This is a genomic window from Actinopolymorpha sp. B17G11 (genome assembly GCF_040196095.1).
Taxonomy (GTDB): Bacteria; Actinomycetota; Actinomycetes; order Propionibacteriales; family Actinopolymorphaceae; genus Thermasporomyces.
Genome location: NZ_JBEFTW010000037.1, coordinates 52,993 through 73,894, shown reverse-complemented (window position 1 = coordinate 73,894; position 20,902 = coordinate 52,993). Strand labels below are relative to the sequence as shown.

The 20,902-nt window shown below is 66.1% G+C and carries 16 protein-coding genes and 1 pseudogene; 10 read left to right on the top strand and 7 right to left on the bottom strand.

Features of this window, described 5'->3' with window-relative positions:
• Positions 1-2: 2 nt before the first annotated feature.
• Positions 3-353 (bottom strand): hypothetical protein, encoded by a 351-nt coding sequence (locus ABN028_RS28830; protein WP_349332313.1) that lies wholly within the window; start codon positions 351-353, stop codon positions 3-5.
• Positions 354-884: 531 nt separating this feature from the next.
• Here ABN028_RS28830 and ABN028_RS28825 point away from each other — a divergent pair.
• The 3 genes and pseudogenes from ABN028_RS28825 to ABN028_RS28815 form a co-directional block, all read left to right on the top strand.
• Positions 885-1,007, top strand: a pseudogene (locus ABN028_RS28825) (IS5/IS1182 family transposase); the annotation flags it as partial.
• 247 nt (positions 1,008-1,254) lie between these two features.
• Complete coding sequence (locus ABN028_RS28820; protein ID WP_349698794.1) at positions 1,255-2,121, top strand: FTR1 family iron permease; 867 nt, start codon at positions 1,255-1,257, stop codon at positions 2,119-2,121.
• A gap of 133 nt (positions 2,122-2,254) precedes the next feature.
• Positions 2,255-3,064, top strand: coding sequence for a phytanoyl-CoA dioxygenase family protein (locus ABN028_RS28815; protein ID WP_349698793.1), 810 nt, complete (start codon positions 2,255-2,257; stop codon positions 3,062-3,064).
• A gap of 116 nt (positions 3,065-3,180) precedes the next feature.
• Here the strand turns inward: ABN028_RS28815 and ABN028_RS28810 are convergent, their stop codons facing one another.
• Entirely contained in the window at positions 3,181-4,014 is an 834-nt protein-coding gene (locus ABN028_RS28810; RefSeq protein WP_349698792.1) for an arylamine N-acetyltransferase family protein, read from the bottom strand.
• Between the two features lie 288 nt (positions 4,015-4,302).
• Here ABN028_RS28810 and ABN028_RS28805 point away from each other — a divergent pair, with 288 nt between their 5' ends.
• From ABN028_RS28805 to ABN028_RS28795, 3 genes are all read left to right on the top strand, one after another.
• Complete coding sequence (locus tag ABN028_RS28805) at positions 4,303-4,980, top strand: 4a-hydroxytetrahydrobiopterin dehydratase (RefSeq protein ID WP_349698791.1); 678 nt, start codon at positions 4,303-4,305, stop codon at positions 4,978-4,980.
• Positions 4,981-5,539: 559 nt separating this feature from the next.
• On the top strand, positions 5,540-6,754 hold the full coding sequence (locus tag ABN028_RS28800; protein ID WP_349698790.1) for a YibE/F family protein: 1,215 nt from the start codon (positions 5,540-5,542) through the stop codon (positions 6,752-6,754).
• Between the two features lie 116 nt (positions 6,755-6,870).
• Positions 6,871-7,950, top strand: a complete 1,080-nt coding sequence (locus tag ABN028_RS28795) for a HupE/UreJ family protein (protein WP_349698789.1) — start codon at positions 6,871-6,873, stop codon at positions 7,948-7,950.
• 64 nt (positions 7,951-8,014) lie between these two features.
• On the opposite strand, the gene ABN028_RS28790 is transcribed toward ABN028_RS28795, so the two are convergent.
• Positions 8,015-8,386, bottom strand: coding sequence for an MTB12 C-terminal domain-containing protein (locus tag ABN028_RS28790; protein WP_349698788.1), 372 nt, complete (start codon positions 8,384-8,386; stop codon positions 8,015-8,017).
• A 439-nt stretch (positions 8,387-8,825) separates the two neighbouring features.
• Here ABN028_RS28790 and ABN028_RS28785 point away from each other — a divergent pair, with 439 nt between their 5' ends.
• On the top strand, positions 8,826-9,884 hold the full coding sequence (locus tag ABN028_RS28785) for a cation diffusion facilitator family transporter (RefSeq protein WP_349698787.1): 1,059 nt from the start codon (positions 8,826-8,828) through the stop codon (positions 9,882-9,884).
• 815 nt (positions 9,885-10,699) lie between these two features.
• Here the strand turns inward: ABN028_RS28785 and ABN028_RS28780 are convergent.
• Positions 10,700-12,127, bottom strand: coding sequence for a ricin-type beta-trefoil lectin domain protein (locus ABN028_RS28780; protein WP_349698786.1), 1,428 nt, complete (start codon positions 12,125-12,127; stop codon positions 10,700-10,702).
• 78 nt (positions 12,128-12,205) lie between these two features.
• The gene (locus ABN028_RS28775; protein ID WP_349698785.1) at positions 12,206-13,432 is read right to left on the bottom strand and encodes an ROK family transcriptional regulator; all 1,227 of its coding nucleotides are present in this window, start codon (positions 13,430-13,432) and stop codon (positions 12,206-12,208) included.
• Positions 13,433-13,784: 352 nt separating this feature from the next.
• Between ABN028_RS28775 and ABN028_RS28770 the strand changes: the two genes are divergently transcribed.
• Together ABN028_RS28770 and ABN028_RS28765 are read left to right on the top strand one after the other, a co-directional pair.
• Positions 13,785-15,791 carry a glycoside hydrolase family 43 protein gene (locus tag ABN028_RS28770; protein ID WP_349698784.1) on the top strand — a complete coding sequence of 669 codons (2,007 nt, stop codon included), beginning with the start codon at positions 13,785-13,787 and terminating at the stop codon, positions 15,789-15,791.
• 37 nt (positions 15,792-15,828) lie between these two features.
• Positions 15,829-16,596: a Stf0 family sulfotransferase gene (locus tag ABN028_RS28765; protein WP_349698783.1), complete on the top strand. Its 768-nt coding sequence runs from the start codon at positions 15,829-15,831 to the stop codon at positions 16,594-16,596.
• Between the two features lie 453 nt (positions 16,597-17,049).
• On the opposite strand, the gene ABN028_RS28760 is transcribed toward ABN028_RS28765, so the two are convergent.
• A complete protein-coding gene (locus ABN028_RS28760) occupies positions 17,050-18,063 on the bottom strand; it encodes a thiamine pyrophosphate-dependent enzyme (protein WP_349698782.1) in 1,014 nt (337 codons plus the stop codon).
• Between the two features lie 331 nt (positions 18,064-18,394).
• On the opposite strand from ABN028_RS28760, the gene ABN028_RS28755 reads away from it, so the two are divergent.
• Positions 18,395-18,649, top strand: coding sequence for a hypothetical protein (locus tag ABN028_RS28755; RefSeq protein ID WP_349698781.1), 255 nt, complete (start codon positions 18,395-18,397; stop codon positions 18,647-18,649).
• A 282-nt stretch (positions 18,650-18,931) separates the two neighbouring features.
• Here the strand turns inward: ABN028_RS28755 and ABN028_RS28750 are convergent, their stop codons facing one another.
• Positions 18,932-20,836, bottom strand: coding sequence for a galactose-binding domain-containing protein (locus ABN028_RS28750; RefSeq protein WP_349698780.1), 1,905 nt, complete (start codon positions 20,834-20,836; stop codon positions 18,932-18,934).
• Positions 20,837-20,902: the final 66 nt, after the last annotated feature.

The following is a 20,902-nucleotide window of genomic DNA, read 5'->3' as shown; positions in this document are numbered from 1 at the left end:
AGTCAGTCAAGGCATTCGATCCAGACGACAGCCCAGCGACCCCCGCCCGGCCCGCGGTTCTCGATGATCCCCATACGGACGTGCTGGCGGGTGTTGGGCATGTTCTTGAGACAGCTCCTGTCGCCGTCGTCGTGCCATGTCCCATCCTTGACGCGCCACATGGCGCCAGCGGGGACGAAGCCTTCGTTGTTGAACTTCTCCATGCTCGCATCGTGGAGGCTGACGGCCGCCGGACCCCCCAGGGCATAGCCCTCGACCACCCATGGGGTGGCCTGATGCCGGCCGGCGAGGGTCCACCAAAGACTTCCGGCGAGCACGGCGGCGACGAGGGCTATCCACAGCGTGACAAGCATTGGACGCCTCGTTAGGGACGCCTCGTTGCGGGTCGGCGGTGTCATGTTTCCCCCAGCAGATCAGCTGCCAAATCATAGGTGTCGAACCGGGTCCGAGTACACCGACCACCTTGTTGTCCGTAGAGGCAAGCAGTCTGATCGTGAGCTGTTCGGTCGCGCTCGGAGGCTCGTCGACCAGGTGCTCATCGTCGCTCGCCGGTGCAGGTCGTTGCCGTCACGCTGGGGTCAATTCTGGCTGCCACCAGAGCGCCAGCTTTAAAGATGTCGAAACGACTCGGCTGCACCGTCGTCCACACGGAGATCGGAGGCCACGAGCGGCCTGGAGAACCCTCGCTCACCTGGGCTACTGACCGCTAATGGCCCGGGCGGGCCGTCTCCAGCGGTCGACTGCACCACTGCCTTGCAAAGACATGTCGGTCAGCCGGTGACTGCCATTCGGGACCACGCAATTTGAGCCAGGTTTGTGTGACGAGGTGATAGGCATCCTCAACCTCGCGGACTCCGATCCGGAAGATTGTCCGGGGCGCGGTAGTCGAACGATGCTTCAACCGCCTCAAACAATGGCGCGGAATCGCCACCCGCTACGACAAACTCGCCCGCAACTACCGCGCCGGCAACGTACTGGCCAGCATCTTCCTATGGACAACAACATGATCCATCGGACACGCCCTGGGCCCGAATGCTTGCCTTGCTTGGCGGCTCGCCAAGCAAGGAGTCAGGATCGCCGTCAGCGATCTGTTCGGGTTGGTGTCGGTCGCTGCTGCGTTGCCGCAGCCCCGGGTGGCCGCGACCCGGCGGCCCACGTCCTCGATGAGCTTAGGCTCAGCTAACCTGTGCCAGTGGACGGGCATGTGGGCCCTGTCGCCCGTTCGCGGTCGTTGCGGGAGGGAGACGCGCCACCGTGCTGGCTTCGTTCCTGATCATGCTGCGCGAGGGCTTCGAGGCAGCCCTCGTCGTGGCGATCATCTACGCCTACATCCGCAAGATCGACCGACCGGAGCTGATGCGGCCGATGTGGCTCGGCGTCGGCGGGGCGGCCGCCGTGTCGGTGCTCGCGGGTGTGCTGATCCACGGCACCGTCGAGGGCCTGGAGGGGGCCGCTCGACTGCGCGCGTTCGCGTCGATCTCCGTGGCGGCGGTGTTCGTACTCACCTGGATGGTCTTCTGGATGCGCCGGCACTCCCGCGCCATCAGGGGCGAGCTCCAGCACAGCATCGACCTCGCCGCATCCAGGGGGCAGGGCATCTGGTGGGCGGTGGGTCTTGCGGCGTTCTTCGCCGTCGTCCGGGAGGGTCTCGAGGCAGCTCTGTTCCTGATCGCGGCCGCCACCACCGACTCTGGCGGCCTGGTGTTGACCGGCGGTCTCCTCGGCCTTGCGGTCGCGGCCGCCGCCGCGTATCTCGTCGTGTTGGGCGGCCTGCGGTTGCCGATGGCCCAGTTCTTCAAGATCACCGGCATGATGCTGGTCCTGTTCGCCGCGGGTCTGCTGTCTCGCACGGTGATGTTCCTGCAGGCGTCCGGTGACCTCTTCCTCACCTGGAACAACGTCTACGACCTGACCGGATACGCGTGGCTGACCGTCGACACCGAGGTCGGCAAGTTCCTCGGCGCGATGTTCGGCTGGGACCCGCGGCCCTCGATCGAGCAGGTTGTCGCCCATCTCGGCTACGCCATCACGGTCAGCTACTTTTTCCTCCGTTCGCCCCAGCGTGAGGCTGCGGCGGGCCAGCCGAGGCAGGCGACCCGGACGTCCGGCTCAGGACACTAGTGGACCTGGTGCCACCGGGCGGCGGGCTCGACCACGTCGGCGGAAAATGTACGGTGGAGCGAAGATCGCCCTGTCTGGCGATCACGTCCGGGCTGGACAGGCACGGTGGCGGTACTGAACTGGAGGCGTCGGAATGACCACGACCGTCGGGCAGGTGCTGACAGACAGCGATGCGGACTCCTTCTGGGACCGGGGCTACCTGCGGGTTCCTCAGGTGTTCAGCCCGGAGGAGACCGCCGAGCTGAGGCGGGAGCTCGACCGGCTGATCGACGAGTGGGCCAACCGCGACTCGGCCTGGACGGGTCCGTGGCGGAAGGCGTACATGGACGAGAAGACCGAGCGGGCGGGCAAGTTCGCCGGCATGCACGACCTGCAGTACTACTCGGTGGCCTGGGCACGGGCGATCATCCACCCGAGGCTGGTCGACGTACTGGCGAAGGTGCTGGGCCCGGACGTGGAGTTCCATCACACGACGATGCACGTGAAGGTCCCCGAGACGGGGATGCCGTTCCCGATGCACCAGGACCATCCGTTCTACAAGCACGACGACGGCCGCTACGTCGATGTGCTCGTGCACTTGGACGACACGAACAGCGAGAACGGCGAGATCCGGTTCCTCGAAGGTTCGCATCGTGGTGGGCCGCTGCAGCACATCACCGAGACGGCGGACGGTCCGTGTTCGCCGCACCTGCCGATGGAGGACTACCGGCTGGCCGACACGGTGGCGGTGCCGGCGAAGGCCGGTGACGTCGTCCTGATGAGTATCAACACCGTGCACGGGTCGGACATCAACCGGTCGTCGCAGCCGCGGCGCCTGGTACGGATGGGCTACCGGCACCCGCACAATCGCCAGTCCGACGGTCAGTCGCTCGGACGACCCGGCGTCATGGTCTCGGGATACCGCGAGCGGCGTGAGGGCGACCAGGCGTTCCCCACCGAATAGCAGCGTACGGGCGGGCGCAGGCCGGGCCGGCCCGCGCGGCACAGGTCGCGCGGCATGGGCGGGGAGATCTCGCTAGGCGGGGACGCGGATAGCGCACGCCAGCGGGTGCGCGGCAGTCAGGTTCGGACGACCTGCAGGGCGGCGACCCGGTCCAGAAGGCGCTGCTCCTCGTCCTCGGTGAGGGGAACCTCGAGGAGTCGCAGCCACTCGGCGAGCTCGCCATCGCCCAGCGGACGGTGTTCGGTCGGCGCGTCTGCCCGGCGTACGGTGACCGCCTCGTGGGTGACGGTGACGTGCCGGCCGGGGAGGTGGCGGGCGAGCACGAGCGTGCGCGTGAAGTGCGACGATGGATGTGTACTCGTGTAGTGGTGCCCTATCACGGGATCGATGGGAAGCACCGGCAGCTCGTCGGTGGTGTGCATCATCAGCCAGCCCTCGTCACGCCAGCGCCGCATCGCCCACGCCCCGTCGTGACGGTCGACGCGATAACGCCAGCCGAGGTGGTCGTCTTCGGCACCGTCGACGAGGGGTATCGGCCGCAGCAGGCTCATCCCGAAGCCCGTGTCGCACAGCAGCGGCTGCCCCTCCAGGACGACCTCGACCACCATGTGCGTACGGCCCTGCTGACTGCCGTCGGCCGGGTCACCCACCCGCCCGAGATGGCGGCGTACGTGGTAACCCAGCCGCTCCAGCGCCGCGGCGAAGATCGTCGAGTGTTCGAAACAGTAGCCGCCTCTGCCCCGGTCGACGAACTTGTCCTGGAGTGCGTCGAGGTGGACACCGGGGTGTTGCCGCAGCAGGACGTCGATGTTGTCGAAGGTGAAGGTGCGGACGTGCGCCTCGTGCAGTTCGTCCAACGCTTCGCGGGTCGGCACCCGGGCGGGCAGCCCGAGCCGCGCCAGATAGCCGTCCAGGTCGAAGTGGCCCACCCGCCACGGATCCGTCGTCACGGCACCAGTGAACCAGCGAACCCCACCGGTGCACCAGCGCCGCTGACGCCGTGGCCAACCGATCGAGCGAACGTGGCCGGGCAACAGGTCGTGGGGCGTCGTGGGCCAGGTGCCGAAGCAGTTGTTCGAGCGGGAAGCACAGGCTGAATCCGAGGTCTATGGCCTCCCTGCCATGTCCGCATGAGGACTTCTCGCGGCTCCGGACGCGAAACGTCCGGAACGGCTTCTATCGTGCCGCAAGTGCCGAGAACACCTCCGCACTGGACAGCAGGTTTGGAGAGTGGATCAATGAGCACCAAGGCGATGACTGGCCAGCAGATCATTGACGCTGGCCTCGGCGGCTGGGCTTTCCTCGTCCACTACGGCCTCTTCAGGCTCCATACACGCATCAAGACTGAGAGCTTCGGCGCCGGTCTGAAGATCGTCAACGAGATCGGTCAGGTCGCCGAGGAGATGAACCATCATGCCGATCTCGACCTGCGTGCTTCTCGGGTCGATGTCAGGCTGACCAGCGGTTACGAGGCCCATGGGGTAACCGAGCTCGACGTGAGCCTTGCTCGCCGGATCTCCGCTATTGCCGCGGCCGCGGGCGCCGCGCTCGAGTCCCGGAGTCTGTCGTGTATCGAACTCGCCCTGGACACTCCGGACCACGAGAAGATCGCGCCGTTCTGGGCGGCGGTGCTGGATAGGGAACTCGTCAGCGGCGACGACTTTGCCGACGTGGGTGACCGGAACCAGGTTCTGCCGCTGATCTTCTTCCAGCAATCCGGTAGCGACGAGCCCCGTCAGCGCTGGCATCTCGACGTCTGGGTCGATCCGGAGCAGGTGCAGCCTCGGGTCGACGCCGCCTTGGCGGCCGGCGGAACGCTCGTCAAGCGGGACCAGGGTGCGATGCTTTCAGATCCGGATGGCAACAAGATCTGCGTGTGCACGTGGCAGCCGACCGATGGAGTCATCGGGGCTTGAATGAACGGAATCGCTGGTCCGTCGGTATCACCCGCCGAATCGTCCAGACGCGGTGCGTGATCTCACAGGTTGCTCACAGCCGAGTCTCGCCTCGTCGTCGACGACCAAGCTCCCGGACCTAGGCGACCTTGACGTGCTGCATCGGCTCCATAGCGGAATGCCTTCGGTGGATCGCCCCCAGCGAGCTGACCTCAACGACATCCGAGCCAGCGCGCTTACCCGTGACCACCTGAACGATGACGTGGCAGGGATTTAGCCCGTGGTAGCCCATCCGGGCAAAACTCGGACTCCAGATGCGGCTCTACGATCTACGTCACACGTCCGTGTCGCTCCTGCTCGACCTCGGGAATCCCGCCGCACACTTCGCGCCCTTTTGCCGGGTCACGGCCCTCATGGGCGTGCGCTGTTCGCCATGATCAGGACAGCGACCGGCGGGCGAGGTGGGCAGTTGCCTTCGTGCTGTTATTCACGGGCGGGCACGGCCGGTAGCATCGGCGCGCAGCGCTCGGCGCAGGTTTGCGCTGTCTGTCTCCCCGGCCGGTAAAGGAGCCTCCGCTCTATGGGCACACATCACCATCGGCACGCGGCGCCGCCGCCGATGTGGCGTTCATGGCGTTCCGCGCTCTTTTTCATCATTCCGGCCGGGCTGGTGACGCTGACCGCGATGATATGGCTGTGGCCGCCGGACGTCTCTGGCCCGGAACAAACCGGCATACCGGGCCGCACCTTCGGTGTGATCATGGTGATGGACAGTGAACCCTGCCCGGATCAGATCGGCGCCAACAATTCCGGGTGCGGCACAGCATTAGTCCAGATCACTAGCGGCCCAGACAAGGGCGAGGACATTACCGTCGACCTGTCTGGCAGGACTGCCTCCACAAAGTTCGCTGAAGGTGACGAGGTGGTGCTGACGCACCAGGACGAGCCCGGCGACGGGCTCTACGCGATCGTCGACCATCAGCGCAGCAATCAGCTGTGGATGCTGGGCGCTGCGTTCGTCCTCGCCGTGATCGCCTTCGGCCGTTGGCGAGGGTTGACAGCGCTGGCCGGACTGGCGGTCACATTCGTGGTGCTGCTGCTGTTTGTCGTTCCAGCCATTCTTGCCGGCAAGCCGCCGTTGCTGGTCGCGATCGTCGGCTCCGCGGCGATCATGCTCACCGTGTTGTACCTCACCCACGGGTTCACTAGGTCCACATCTGTTGCGGTGGTCGGCACTCTCGCCAGCCTCACCCTCACCGGCCTGCTCTCAGCGGCCGCGGTCGCCGCCACGCACTTGTCCGGCGTCGCCGACGAACAGTCCGCCTACCTCGGCGTTACCCACAACGTCAATATGCAGGGCCTGCTACTCGCCGGAATCCTCATCGGCTCCCTCGGCGTGCTCGACGACGTAACCGTCACCCAGGCCGCAACCGTCACCGAACTCGCCCACGCCAACCCCGCCTACCGGTTCATGCAGTTGTACCGCGCCGCCACCAGGGTCGGTCGTGCCCACATCGCGTCGGTGATCAACACGATCATCCTCGCCTACGCCGGCGCATCCCTCCCGCTGCTGGTCCTCATCGACGCGAACAACCGGGCCGTCGGCGAGATTCTCACCAACCAGATCATCGCCCAAGAACTCGTCCGCAGCGCTGTCGGCACGCTCGGGCTGATCGCTGCCGTACCCATCACGACGGCACTCGCCGCCTACACCGCCAGCAGAACAGGCACCGTAGCCGCAGTGACCGAACGCCGCCCGGAGACGCACCGGGGTCTGGCGCCTCGTCGCTCGTAGTCCACGGCGTGATCACGGCCATCGATGACCCGACCGACTGAGGCTGCGTTACAGGCACGAAAACTGCGCCACCTACCCTGTGCGGGAACCTGCACCCAACCGACAAGGCGCAGAACATGCGGCACACGTGGGGCGCCGGAGCTCGTAGGGTCCTGGCTCGCTCGGCGATCGCGATGATCGTCGTGGTCACTGTCATCACGACGTACAGTCCGCCCGCGTGGGCCCATGGGATCGGTGGCCACGCCATCAGCGTGCCCGACTTTCTGTGGTCGGGCGTGCTGCACATGCTGACTGGTTGGGACCATCTGCTGTTCGTAGCCGGGGTTGTTCTGCTGTCGGGCGCCGTATGGCGATCGGCGAAGTTGATCTCGATGTTCGCGGTAGGGCACAGCTCTACCCTGATCGCGGCGGCGGTGGCGGGATGGCAGGTCAACCCCGTCGTCGTCGATGTGGTGATCGCGTTGAGCCTGGTGTTCGTCGGGCTGCTCGGACCGATCGCGCGGCCTGGTCGGTGGCCGGATGGCTCGACCCGGTGGCTGTGGTTCGCCGTCGGCGTGTTCTGCTTCGGCCTCGTTCATGGGCTGGGTCTGGCCACCCGGTTGCAGGATCTCGGCCTTCCCGAGGAAGGCCTACTGCTTCGGGTGCTCGCGTTCAACGTGGGTGTCGAGATGGGGCAGCTGCTCGGGGTTCTGGTGATGTTCGTCGTCCTCCGCTTTGTCAAGGACGTCTTGTCGCAGCCTGCCCCGCAGCGGGTGGTCCAGGCCGGCATGGTTGCCGCCGGCTTGGTCGCGGCGGCGTTCCTGGCGGGTCAGGCCTCAGCGTCCGGCACTTCGAGTGAGGAGCAGCAGGCGAGTTCGTCGCCGTACGGCAACTGCCAGATCGTCGAACGCACCCGCAAGTATCCGTTTGGCGGTGGACATCCGGCCAAGTCATTCTTCGAGCCGGCCGAGGCCACGCCGCTCGACGACTTCGGCCACGTCCTCGCCGACGGTTACCTGGTCGTCCACTACAGCTCGTCAATCGAAAGCGACGACGTCAAAGCACTGCGCGACTTTGTCACGGGTCCCGACGGGACCGGCATCGTCGCCGGCGCGGACGACAAGCAGTCGGAGCCAATCCAGGCGATGGACCCGACGAACGCCCTCCGATGCGACACCTTCGACCTCGACGGACTGAGGGCGTTCGCCACTCGCTAGGCATCGCTCCCGCCAGGTACTGGGCCGACCCTGATGCGTACGTCGGACTCGTGCGCAGTGGTGTCTACCAGATGGCCGGCTCGCATGCGGCAGGTCTAGCAACATTCCGGGTTTCGGCGACGGCGCAAAGGGTCTTGACCGAGATCTTCCATGTGTCGTCCTGCCGGACGGATTGACCGACGCCGCTCAGGATGGTCTTGTGCTGCTGGGACAGTGTGAAGGTCACGTCGGCACTCGTGGCAGAGGTGAAGGTTACTTTCTCAACCGTTGCTGTTGCCTGTCCTAGGTCTGGGTCGTCGGCGAAGGCATGGACGAAGAGCACGTACAGTTCAGCGTCTTCGAGGAGGTGCACCTTCTGTTTCTTGGTGGTCTGCGGGTTGAAGAACTTCTGCCAGTTCGCCGTGATCTCCGCCCGTGCCGCGTCGGGATCTTCCAACGTTGGGGTTGGGGACGGGGTGGGCGTGGGGCTGGACCGACTGGGGGTCGGCGTTTTGGCGGCGCGGTCTTTCGCCGACGAGGCTGCGGGCGGGTCAGGTTCGGGTTGGCCGTCGGTGCTTGGCTCAGCACCAGTGCATGCCGCCGCAAACGCCAGTGCGACGACCGCCGCTACGGTCCTTAGCCCCCTCTGCATCTGCCTCACCGCCCTCGACCACGTTCGGACGCCGTTCTCCCACGCTATCGCTTGACGGAAACAGTTGGCCGATCCGGCTGCGCCATGCGGACAAGGGCAGCCGGGGGGCATCGGGGTGGTGATCGTGACTCACCATGATCAGCCGTGCCGGGTTGGGTGTTCTGCTGTTGCGTGGGCGTTGCGACTACCTCGGGGTCGCTGTTCGTGGGGTGCTGCGCGGGGTTCGGGTGGAATCCTGGCTCGCATGACCTCAGATCACGGCCACGGCCACGGCCACGGTCACGACCACGATGCGGCGCCTGGCGGTTGGCGCAGGGTGGTGGCTGCGGTGCGGCATGCGGTGGTGCCGCACAGTCACGACTCCGCGGATGTGATCGACGGGGCGTTGGAGGCGAGCAGGCGGGGGATGCGTGCTCTGTGGATCTCCTTCGGCGCACTCATGGTCACTGCGATCGCCCAGGTAGGGCTTGTGACTGTCACCGGTTCGGTGGCCTTGCTGGGTGACACCTTGCACAACTTCGCCGATGCGCTGACGGCGGTCCCTCTGGCAATCGCTTTCGTTCTTGGACGGCGTGCCGTGTCGCGGCGGTTCACCTACGGGCTGGGGCGGGCCGAGGACCTGGCTGGTCTGGTGATCGTGATCGTCATCGCCGCGTCCGCCGGCTTCGCCGCGTGGGAGGCTGTTGCCCGACTGGCCCATCCGCGTCAGGTCACGGACCTGGGTTGGCTGGCGCTGGCCGGGGTGATCGGGTTCGCGGGAAACGAGTGGGTGGCCCGGTATCGGATCAGGGTCGGACGGCAGATCGGCTCGGGCGCCCTTGTCGCAGACGGGCTCCACGCCCGTACAGATGGGTTCACCAGTCTTGCCGTCTTGTTGTCTGCAGGCGGTGTGGCGGTGGGTTGGGACTGGGCCGATCCGGTGGTTGGGCTGCTGATCACGGCCGCGATTGTGAGCGTGTTGTGGAGTGCGGCGCGAGAAGTGTTCGGCCGGCTCCTGGACGCCGTAGATCCCGAGCTGGTGCGGCTGGCCGAGCGGGTTGCCCGCGAGGCACCAGGGGTGCGGGATGTCGAACATCTGCGGCTTCGCTGGGTCGGACACGCCCTGCATGCCGAGGCCGACATCGGCGTGGACGAGACGCTCACGATCATCGACGCGCACGAGATCGCGCACGAGACCGAACACCGCCTTCTGCACGCTCTACCGCGACTAGCCCGAGCAACTATTCACACCCACCCGTTCGGCCCTCCAGGCGAGCTAGCTCACTCCCGAACCGCGCATCACGAGCAGAGCCAAATGAACTGACTCCCGCTGGGCGAAGGGCGGCAGCCGGCGTCGGTGCGGGGGAGCGTACCGGCACCGCCTGCCATGGGTCGGACACATTGGACACCGTTGCCGGATTCACCTGTTGGCCGCGGCCCGCGACACGTTCACCAGGGCCACAGTACGGCGCGCAGAACGACCAATATTCGACCGGCTGCGTAGGTGACGTCGGCGTCCCTGGCCAGGTCGGGTGCTGATCTGGATCGAACTTTCTCGGCCGCGATGTGTCGTTCTCCGTCCATCCCGTTCGTCGGTAGGGCGAAGAGGGAGATCAGGGACGGCTGTCCCGGCGACCGAGGAGATTGATCATGTTCGGACAGAAGACCCCGACGTGCCAAACCATAGGTAGGCGGAGCCGGTCCGGGTCGGGGAGGAGGAGCGCCTCGCCAACCCCTCATGAGCCGTAGCGCCGGCCGATCCGGGCACCGACGACTGCCCGGTTAGTCGAAGGTTCGCTGCGCTGTGCCTCCCGTGAGGACGCGCACATCCACGGTCGGACATGACACCCGGCGTAACACCATCATGTGAGGGAGAAAGTGATCGACCCCTGCTTCCGCTGTTATGCGTCCGAGATAGCAAAGCAGCGCGCTGAGACGATCATCCAGGCGCAGCGCGCACGGCGACTGGCGTCCCAACTGCGGGCCCGGCAAGACCACCCACCCCGAACGGGCCGGAGCAGGGTCAGCCGATGGTCGCGCGTGCTTGCCGACTGGGTTGGGCGGCGTCCCTTGTTCCGCAACCCAACGAGGCCGAAGACGTGACCCGACCGGACAGACATTTCGCGGAGCCTCCGGCAGTTATGAGCGGGTCCACTGCTGGTTGGTTTCCCCGTTGCAGTACCAGACGTCGATCCGTGTCCCGTTGCCCGTTCCGGCACCGGCGGCGTCCAGGCAGAGGTCGGGATAGCCGATGCTTGTGATCGACAGGTCGTCGTGGAGTTCCCAGGCCTGGTTGGGCGCACCCGTGCAGTCGGTGATGATGACCGGGCTGCCCGCGCTGGATCCGTCGCCGCCGATCGTCATGCACTTGCTGCCGTAGATCGTCAACTGCTTGTCGGCGGTCCAGTTCCAGGACTGATTGCCACCGCCGTTGCAGTCCCACAGATTCACGGCCGTGCCGTTCGTCGTCGACCAGCCCGGTACGTCGACGCAGCGGCCGCTGGCCACACCTCGCAGCGGCTCACCTGGAGGCGACGGCGGCAGATCGTTCAACGGCTCCTCCTTGAGCAGGCCCCAGCCCCACTGCAGTTGCGCCAGGCCGCTCACGCTGTTGACCTCCAGGTCACCCTCGCCGACCAGCGTGGTCATCGAGTACGAGTCGCCGTCGCGCAGGCCCGGCCAGTAGACGATGCCCATGCCCTGTCCGCGCGCCGTCTCGGTGAGTGCGCCGAGGTACGACGTGGAGACATTGCCCTCGTGATTGCCGTAGTTCAGGCCGATCGTCATCGGCGAGCCGGCTTCGTCGATGATCGTGCGCCAGCCGTAGTCACCGATGCGAGGCAGCAGGTTCGCCAGCCACTCCTCCTCGGTCGTGTGGTCGGCCCAGAACCCGTAGAAGTGCAGCGAGAGCAGGGTGCCCTCCAGCTCGGGCGCCGCGCCCACACCGGTCACGTTGTCGTTGTATCCGGTGCCCGAGATGACGATCCGGCCCCGTGGCACTTCGCTGTGCAGCGCGAGCCACGATGAGGTGAGGGACACCCACTCGTCGAGCGAGTAGCCGAATGGCTCGTTCATCGGCTCGAGGTACACCCGCGGGTTCTTGCCGTACGTGTCGACGACCGTGTCCCACATGGCGCGGAAGGCCTCTGGGTCGTCGACCCGGCCGTCCCTGGCGTTGTTCGCCTCCCAGTAGCTCAGGATCACCTTGAAGCCGTTGTCGATCGAGGCGTCGATGGCGCCCTGGTACGACTCCCACCAGTCGGTCCCGACACTTGACGGGTTGATCGGCAGCCGGATCGTGTTGGCCCTCAGCTCGTGGCGGAACTCCCGCACGATGCCCGAGGCCTTGTGGTACGTGGAGGCGTAATCGTCTCCGACACTCAGGCCGGACGGAACAACCTCGTCGGCGGCGAAGTTGTCCCGCGGGTCCGCCCAGTTGACGCCGCGAAACTCAGCCGTGCCGGCGGGTCCGGTGGACGGCGACGCCGCTGCGGAAACTGCCGAGGCTGCCGCCACGGCCATCATCGAGAGCGTTGCGAAGGTGAGGCGCCAAAGAGTCGTTCTCACAAGATCTCCGATCCTCCAGCGCGACGCCTTGGACGCCGCATGATCTGGATTGGCTGCGTTGTCACAGGGATATGGCCTTCATCCGTTCAGGGTGTGTCGGGCCAGCGCACCTTGGCCGGGGTGCGCTCGACCTCGAGACCAGGGGAGCCGATGTGGTGCCGCAAGCATGGCTTCGAGTGCGAAGGTGGCGGCGCCGAGACTGACGGGGTTGCTGGCGAGGGGTGACAGCTCGATCTCGACGGCACGTAGGGGGCGTTGCAGCGTATGCCGGGTCAGGACGTCGCGGATCTCATCCAGGAGTGGGCTACCTAGCCTTGCCGCGACCCAGCCGCTCAGGACCACCACGCCGGGGTTCAGGAGATTGATCAGGCAGGCGACGGCCGCGCCGAGGTAACGTGCGGTCTCCCTCACCGTCTTTACGGCGACCTGATCGCCGATCTTCAGCGCGTACGCGAGCGAGTCGATGGTCGCGGTCTGGTCGTGCGGGTGCAGAAGTGGGCTGCGCGGATCGAGCTCACGTAGATGTTGCATGATTCCGGGCGCCCCGACATAGGTCTCGACGCATCCGTTTGCACCGCAGTGACAAGGGCGCCCGCCGAGGACGAGTGTGGTGTGACCCCACTCGCCGGCGCTGTTGGTTTCGCCGCGGTAGAGCGATCCGTCCACCGCGATACCGGCCCCGACACCGGTGCCCAGCGTCACCACGACAACGTTGTCGCGGCTCTTGCCGGCGCCGAACCACAGCTCGGCAGCCGTGCTCGCCTTGAGCGGGTTGTCGAGATGCAGGGGCAGGTCCAGGTGCTGGGAGAGAAGTGTCTGCAGAGGTACGTCGTGCCAGTCCCAGTTCGGTGCGAAGACGGACACTCCGCTCTCGCGCTGGACCTGGCCAGGCACGCTCACGCCCACGCCGAGGACGGTCTCGGCCGCGACGCCGGAGAGTACCGAGCGCACGCCCGACACGACATGTCTGACGATCTGGCCAGGGTCTGTTTCGCTTGGCCGCACCTCCTCCTCTTCGGTGGCGATCACGTCAAGTCCCAGGTTGAACAGCTCGGTGTGGACGTAGGTCTCCGCAATGTCCACGCCGACAAGCCGAGCGTCCGCACGGTTGACCGTGACCAGGCCGCGTGGACGGCCGCCGCCAGAGTCTGCGACGCCTGTCTCCGCGACGACACCGAAGTTGAGCAGTTCCCCGATCAGCGTCGACACCGTCGCGAGGCTCAACCCGGTGTTGGCAGCGATCTCCTGTCGCGAGATCGGCCTGCCCGCGATCACTTCGCGGAGCACACCGAATCGGTTCGCCAACCTGATGTCCCGGGTTGTCCGTCGCCTGATCACTGTGTCTCTCCGGCGTCATGGTCGTGGTTTGCGTGAGACTTCGTTGGACACCTGGCGAAAGTCTGGTGACCGGCCTGTCAATCGACAACGATGTGTCCGACACCGGCTGGCTGTGTGTCCTGACCGATGACGGTCGCCAGGCTTGATCGCGGCGTCCCTCACGGCAAGCCTTTGTTCACCTGTTAGCGGAAGCGTCACCCGAAGTCCGTCGGGGCCGCCGCGGCTCGCCGCGGGAGCGTACATCGCCTCGTGTACCAGCTCGCCCAGGGGATGCATGTCGTGCCGCGTGAGCTTGTTCATCCACTCGAAGGAGGGGGCCATGGCCCTCGGTACGCGACCGCACCACCACTACCGAACCCGTGGTGCGCTTCGGGCGGCCGTCCTTCTAGGAGTGGTCACTCTGCTACCTCCGACAGCAGTTGCGGCATCGGCCATGACGAGCGACCCGGTGGCTGACCGCCAGGCAGGCACTCCCTCTACCTCCTTCCGCCCCGGGGCGGAGTGGCGTGACACCGATGGCAAGGTCATCCAGGCTCACGGCGGACAGGTCCTCCAGGCCGTGGACGATGACGGGAAGCGCATCTGGTACTGGTACGGCGAGGACCGTAGCAACGGTTACTTCGACAGCCCGGGCATCCACCTGTACTCCTCCCACGACCTCTACAACTGGAAGGACAACGGCTTGGCCCTGCGCACCTTGAGCTCCCAGGACCAGTTCACGAACGACAAGTACTTCGCGCATCTCTACAAGGACTACACCGCCGAGCAACGCGAGATCGTGTGGCGCGACCTGTCCACGAATCTGGAACGAACCGATGGGTGGGCCAGACCCTCGATCCTCGAGCGGCCGAAGGTGATCTACAACAAGGCCACGGGGAAGTGGGTCATGTGGGTCCACTCCGACGGGCCGTCGTCGGCCACCAGCACTTCGACGTATGCCCGCGCTGAGGCCGGGGTCGCCATCGCGAACTCCCCGAAGGGTCCCTTCCGGTGGCTCGGGTCGTACCGGCTGAACCGCGTTCCCAGCGACTCGGTGCCATGGTGCGGCAGCAGTCCCGCCTTCGATCCCGCCGGTGGGATGGCACGCGACATGACGCTGTTCGTCGACGACGACGGCATCGGTTACATCATCTACTCGTCCGAGGAGAACCGGACGATGTACATCTCCAAGCTCAATGCGGCATACACCTACCTGTCGGCACCACCGGAGACTGCGGTGCAGGGCAAGGACTTTGTGCGTACTCTCGCGTGCAACCAGCGTGAGGCGCCGGCGATGTTCAAGTCAGAGGGCAGGTACTACCTGGTGACGTCGGGAGCTACGGGTTGGGATCCGAACCCTGCGCGCTACGCGACGGCGACCGAGATTCTCGGCACCTGGACCGACCGCGGCAACCCCATCTCCGGGCCAGGTGCCGGTGACACCTACCGATCGCAGAGCACCAACGTGATTCCGTACGACCGGCAGCAGAACAAGTTCATCTTCATGGGCGACCGCTGGACCCCGAGCACGCTGGCAACGTCCCCGTACGTGTGGATGCCGATGAGCTTCGGTGAGAACGGAACTCTGACCATCGGCCCGGACGCCGAGTGGCAACTGGGTGACCTCCAGCCGTACCAGCACTGGACCGTGACCACGCCCATGCCGGACCACGTCTGGCTCCGCGACACCAGCACGCTGCCGACGCAAGTCCAGGTCAGTCAGGCCGGCGTCACGACGACCCACCCCGTCTCGTGGGATCCGTCCACGGTGGCGCAGCCGGGCCCGACCAAGCTGCGGGGCACCCTTGACGACGGCCGCACCTTCACCAGGGACGTTGTCGTCGTACCCCACGGCCTGCGGTACGTCGTGAATGCCGGCGGAGCCGCAACGGCTGACTGGCAGCTCCTCGCCGATGCCGGCTCGTCCGAAGCAGGTCTCCTCAACTCCACGCCGGAGCAGGCTGTCGGTGCCGATCCTGGTACCGGCACAACGTGGGGCTACACCGGTTCGAGCGGGACATACGGCGGCGCTGCAGGCGACCTCTACAACACCCTCAGGTGGGCCAAGGACAAAGAGCCACTCACGTACACCTTCACGGGGTTGGATCGCGGAACCTACACCGTCCACGCCGGATACTGGGATCCATGGCCATGGGCCAACCGCGCCGCACAGGTCAGCATCAACGGCACCGTCGTCGACGAGGAGCGGCTCTTCACGAGCGACTACACCACGGGAGAGTACGCGAACATCTCAGTCGGCGACGATGGCGAGATCGTCGTGGACATCGCCCCCACCAGGGCACCGGACATCCAGGTCAGCTGGTTGATGGTGACCCGCACCGATTGATGACGAGACGGGATCGTCCTGCGGAAATTCGGTTGGGGTGCGGCTCGGCGTCTGGTTAGCGTTGACCGCTGTGACCCATCCAGGCTTCGATTCGTACCTGATCTGCGCGACGCCACGCACTGGAAGTACCCTGCTGTGCGGACTGCTGAAGTCGTCCGGAGTCGCCGGCCGCCCCGCCTCCTACTTCAACCGTCGCGGTCTGCATGACTACGCCGACGACTGGCGGATCGATCGACCTCGTGACGGACGGATCGACGAAGCGTACGTTCGAGCGGCGCTCGCCGCCGGCAGGACATCCAACGGCGTCTTCGGCGGAAGGATCATGGCCGAGACGCTGCCGGAACTGATCGGTGACCTTGCCGCCGCCGATTCTGGATCAGCGGTGACCGATGTGGAGCTGTTGAGCGCCCAGTTCGGTCGGCTCAGATTCGTTCACCTGCGACGACGTGATGTCGTGGCCCAGGCGGTGTCGTGGGCCAAGGCGCTGCAAACCCACTATTGGCATCCGGACGAGGACGTCAAACCCGGAGGTCAACATCCTCACTATGACGAAGAACTGATTGGCCGGCTGGTCGCCGCAATCGAGAAGTTCGAGGCGGACTGGGCCCTCTGGTTCGACGCCCACGGCATCGTGCCGCATCAGGTTGTCTATGAGGAGTTGGCGGCGGACCCGCTACGCACTGCACACAAAGTGCTCGACTATCTCGGCCTCCGCCTTCCGCCGGACCAGCAACTGGTGATCGGGCACCGTCGACAGGCCGATCATGTCAACGCCGACTGGACTGCGAAATTCAGGGTTCACTGAACCGTCACACCCAAGCCAGGAGCCTCGGATCGACGTCTGGCAAGGTCATCCCGGTGCCTGTTCGGCTACGGCCCGCAACAGGCTGGCATGGTTGATGCCGTTCGCGGCTGCACCCGAGAGCACCGCTCCGTCGTCCAGATCGGTACGCGGCAAGGTTCACCTACGTGAAGTCCCTTGAATGGCTGGAGGTGCCGGTTGCCCTTGTTCAATGACTTCTCGACCTGGGAGCCGCTGCAGTAGGCCGAGATGGGTCGTGTCTCGCCGAGGTCGGCGTCGCTGGCTGTCGGTGGTGCCGTCCCAGAGGATGAGGTAGCTGCCAGAGGGAACGGAGTCCATCACCGTGGACACGATCCGGCGCATGTCGTCATAGGTGCGGGCGTGGCCGAGCACACCCATGAACATTGCCGTAACCCAGGGACGAACTGCGGCTCGCGGCGGTGATGCAGTCCGGGCTCAGGAGGCCGCCTTCTGTGCACAGAGTGGACAGCTGTTGGGACCTTCGCGGTGGCTGTTGACGACTTGGCGCAGGGAGTCGCTGATCAGGTAGGTCGCCTCCGCGCGGATTTGCGCCATGAGTTCGTCGTTGACGAGCCCACGCCCGCGCATTGCCCGCTCATAACTGGTGAGAGGGTCCTCGACCTCCTCCTGGCTGGACGCGCTGCCGGATGGTCCGGCCCACATCGTTTGCACCTCGACGAGCGTAGGGCCCTTGCCAGACCTCGCCCGGCGAACGGCACGACCGGCGGCCGTGCACGCGGCCTCTACCGCGACGCTGGGCACCCGGACGGTCGGGATGCCGTAGCCGGCCGCGTCCCCGCCGATCGGATCACCGCCAGGCTCCGGTGCTGCGACCAGGCGGTCTGTGCACAGGACGAAGACGACCGGCAGTTTCCACAGACCGGCAAGCTGGATGGCCGACCGGAATCCGTCTTCGGTCGCGATGGTCTGGCCGAGGATCGCGACCGCCACGCGGTCCGAGCCCCGGTGCTGGTAGGCGAGCGCCCGGCCCAGAGCAGGAAGATACCCGGCGCCTTCCGCGCCCGTACCAGACATCCGGAGGCCGGGAACCGTCTGCCGCTCCCCATTGTCGGAATCGTCCGGCTGCTGATGGCCGTGGGTGGCCCCGATCGCCTCGTTCACAACGCAGCGCAGGTCGATCCCGCGGGCGATCGCAAGGTAATGCGGCTGCCGCGGCGAAGTGACGGAATCGTCCAGTCTCAGGTGTACGCCGAACCCGGCCGCCATCGGCTCGCACCCGAGCAGGCTGACACGCATGCCGCCGCGGCGAGGCGGTTCACCCGCTGGGGACGGACGCCCGCTCCCTCCTGCGAGGCGTGGTTTGCCCGCTTGCGATGCGCCCACCGCCTCGGCCTCCCGCCGGATCCCTTCATAGAACGTCCTGAGCAGGACCATCATTCGCAGCAGATCGACCCGCGTGGCGTCATCGAGCGCCGGGTCCTCACGCATGTCATCTCCCTTGTCCCTCTGTAGAGAAATGATCAACGCCACGGTTCGGTTGCGCAACGGGGACAATCCGTACAGCTGGGTTCGGCCAAGTCTTCGCCAGCAACGCGGCCGCAGCGGCGCGCGGCGCGAGACCGACCCGGCCCGAGGCCCTGCGCAGGGGAGAGGGGCCCGTCCATCCTGGCGCGCCGCGGGAAGGTACCTGGTCGACGTCGATGAGACCGACCATGTGGGCCGATTACGATCATCGAGTGGCAGGCCACCCGAGAGTACTCGGCATGTCCGACGACATGAGCCGGCGGGATCTACGCCAGGGGGTGGAAGGGGTCATTGAATGAGCGACAACGAGTTGGAGTTCACGGTCAAGTTTGCCGAGGTTAAGGACGCGACCCGGCAGTGCGGTGCTGCGGCCTACCGGCTATCGCGGCTGTGGCAGATCATCGGCGATACGTATCTCGACGGCGAATCGCTCCGCCCCGGCATCGACGACAAGGCTGCACAAGCTCGATCGGACTACGAAGAGGCGGTCGTTGAGCTGGATGCCAGGCGAGCAGAGCTGGAGGCGTTGCTGCTGCGAGCGGCGGGTTGAAAGCCGCCACGAGACTGGGCTGCCAACGATGACGATGCTGTGCCGCTCGGTATGAATGTGTCGCCTTCACCGGAACCGAGCCGAAGCGACGTGCTGTCGGCGTGGGGTGCGCACCAGGCGGTGTGTAGAGGCCCCAGCCTCTACACACCGCCTAACCACAGCGCGACGGCTGGCTGATCTCGCGAGGAACACCGAGCCCGCCGTGTGGCGGCGGAACGCACTCCGTGATCAGACCGGCGAGTGAGGACGACAACGATCACCCAGCTGTCCCGTGAGATTGGGTCATGAGGACGGCGCGAAGACCTGGACCTCGGCGAGAGACAGGGCGTTGTTGCCGGTGAGCTGTACGCGGACGTAGCGGCCGGTACGGTTCAGGTCCACCAACCGTGTCGGCGAACCCGCCTGTGTGGTTTGGTGGCTACTCCAGACGGCTGGCTGATTCAGCACGTCGGTAAGCGAGCCGGAGGTGAACGGCTCGTCGGACACCAGGACGTGGTAGTCCGACAGCCGCTCGCTGCAGCAGTCCGTGCGGTTCCAGATCGCGATCTCGCCGATCTCATGTACCGCGCCAAGGTCGACCTGCCACCACGGCTGGTCCTCGAACGTGGTGTGCGTGACCGAGCCGCCGGACCAGTTTCCGTTGGTGTCGGCGTCGACCGCACGCTCCGGCACACCGCCGAAGCCGATGCTGGACTGGGTGGCGGGCTTCGCTGTCGCGAGGTTTGGTTTGGTCACCACGAGCAGGGCCAGGCGGTCGCGCTCATGGGTCTCGCGGCCGTGGTTGGGATCAGCTGCCCGGTAGGACGCGTGCACCGGCATGGTGAGACGTCCGTCGGGAGCGTCACTCGGCGCAGTGACCGTCCACGTCGTCGTGGCGGTCTCACCCACCTCCAGCCTCTCCTGGCGGATGGGATCACCTTCGACGGTCCAACCCTCGGGTAGTTCGGCCGCGACCAACACGTCTGATACGGCGACGGTGCTGTTGTCGTCGACAGTGAACGTGGCGGTGACCTCGACACTGCCGCCTGGCTCGACGACCTGGTTGGACGTCGGGTCGAGCAGGAGCGTCGTCTCCGGCGGTGCCGGTCCTAGGTCCGGCGCCCAGCGCTGTCCGATCGGATTGCCGGCGTGGGTCAGCGTCTCCCAGGCCAGGAAGTAGTTGGCGTGCGTCGGCCGGATGCCGCTCGTCTCCAACCATTCGCCGGTCTTGGGGAGGTCCATGCCGTGCAAGCCGTGGTAGTAGTTGTAGGCGACCTCGAGTGTCGGACCCATACTGCGCTGCTTGGTTCCGCCACACAGCCAGTCCGGCACCGGCTCACCCAGCTCATAGCCGGCGTGGAACTCCAGCGCCTTGGTGACCCGCTCCCGTACCTCTCCGTACAGGTCGATGCCCTGATGCCGAGCGGTCTCGGCGACGTGGGCGGTGGCGGCGAAGCCCCAGCCCACGTAGCCGAAGTTCCTGCAGGTCTCCTGCGACACGCCGTCGACGAATGTCTCCTGGCCGTGCCAGTAGCCGATCATCGATTCTGGCGTGCCCTTGTTGCCATCCGGCGGTGGCACGGGTAGCGCTCCGTCAGACTCGAGATAGAAGTACGCCGGAACCCGACGCTTCCAGATGTCGACCGCGGTGTTGAAGGACTCCCTGTCATCGAGGAACACCGAGATCCCCACCGCGGCGTCCAACATGATGAGCTCCCAGTTGCCGTTGTAGTTCGGCCGCCGGTCGACCAACACCTGCGGCAGGTGCACATCGCGAAGCATGCCGGCAAAGCGGTCCACCCGATCCGCCGGCCAGCCGCCGTAGGTGTGCTTCATCAGCTCACCAGCCCGTGCGAACGACGCACCCGACCAGCCCGCCTGCAAGGGCGCGTTGGAGTTGGTGTGGTCTTTGAGCGTCCCGGACCAGGCGTCGAGGATCTCGATCGCCTTCTGCGCGTGGGCTTCCTCGCCCGTGAGGTTCCACAGCAGCGCCTGCGTATAGGCCGCGAGGGCATCCTCTCGTTCATCGGTACACCCGTTGTTGGGCTCGGAGTTCGACCCGCACTCGACGATCTCCCGTGGATTGGCCTCACGGTCGAGGGAGGCCAGATCACTCGCAGCCATCTCGTCGAACGCACTAGCCCAGGGCTCGGCGCCCTCGGCGACCTTCTCGCGTACGAACTCCAGTTGGGCAGCGGTGACGAGCACACCCGGGTGACGGAACCCAGCTGCACTCCGCGCCGGCGCAGCTGAGATGAGCAGTCCCGCACACAG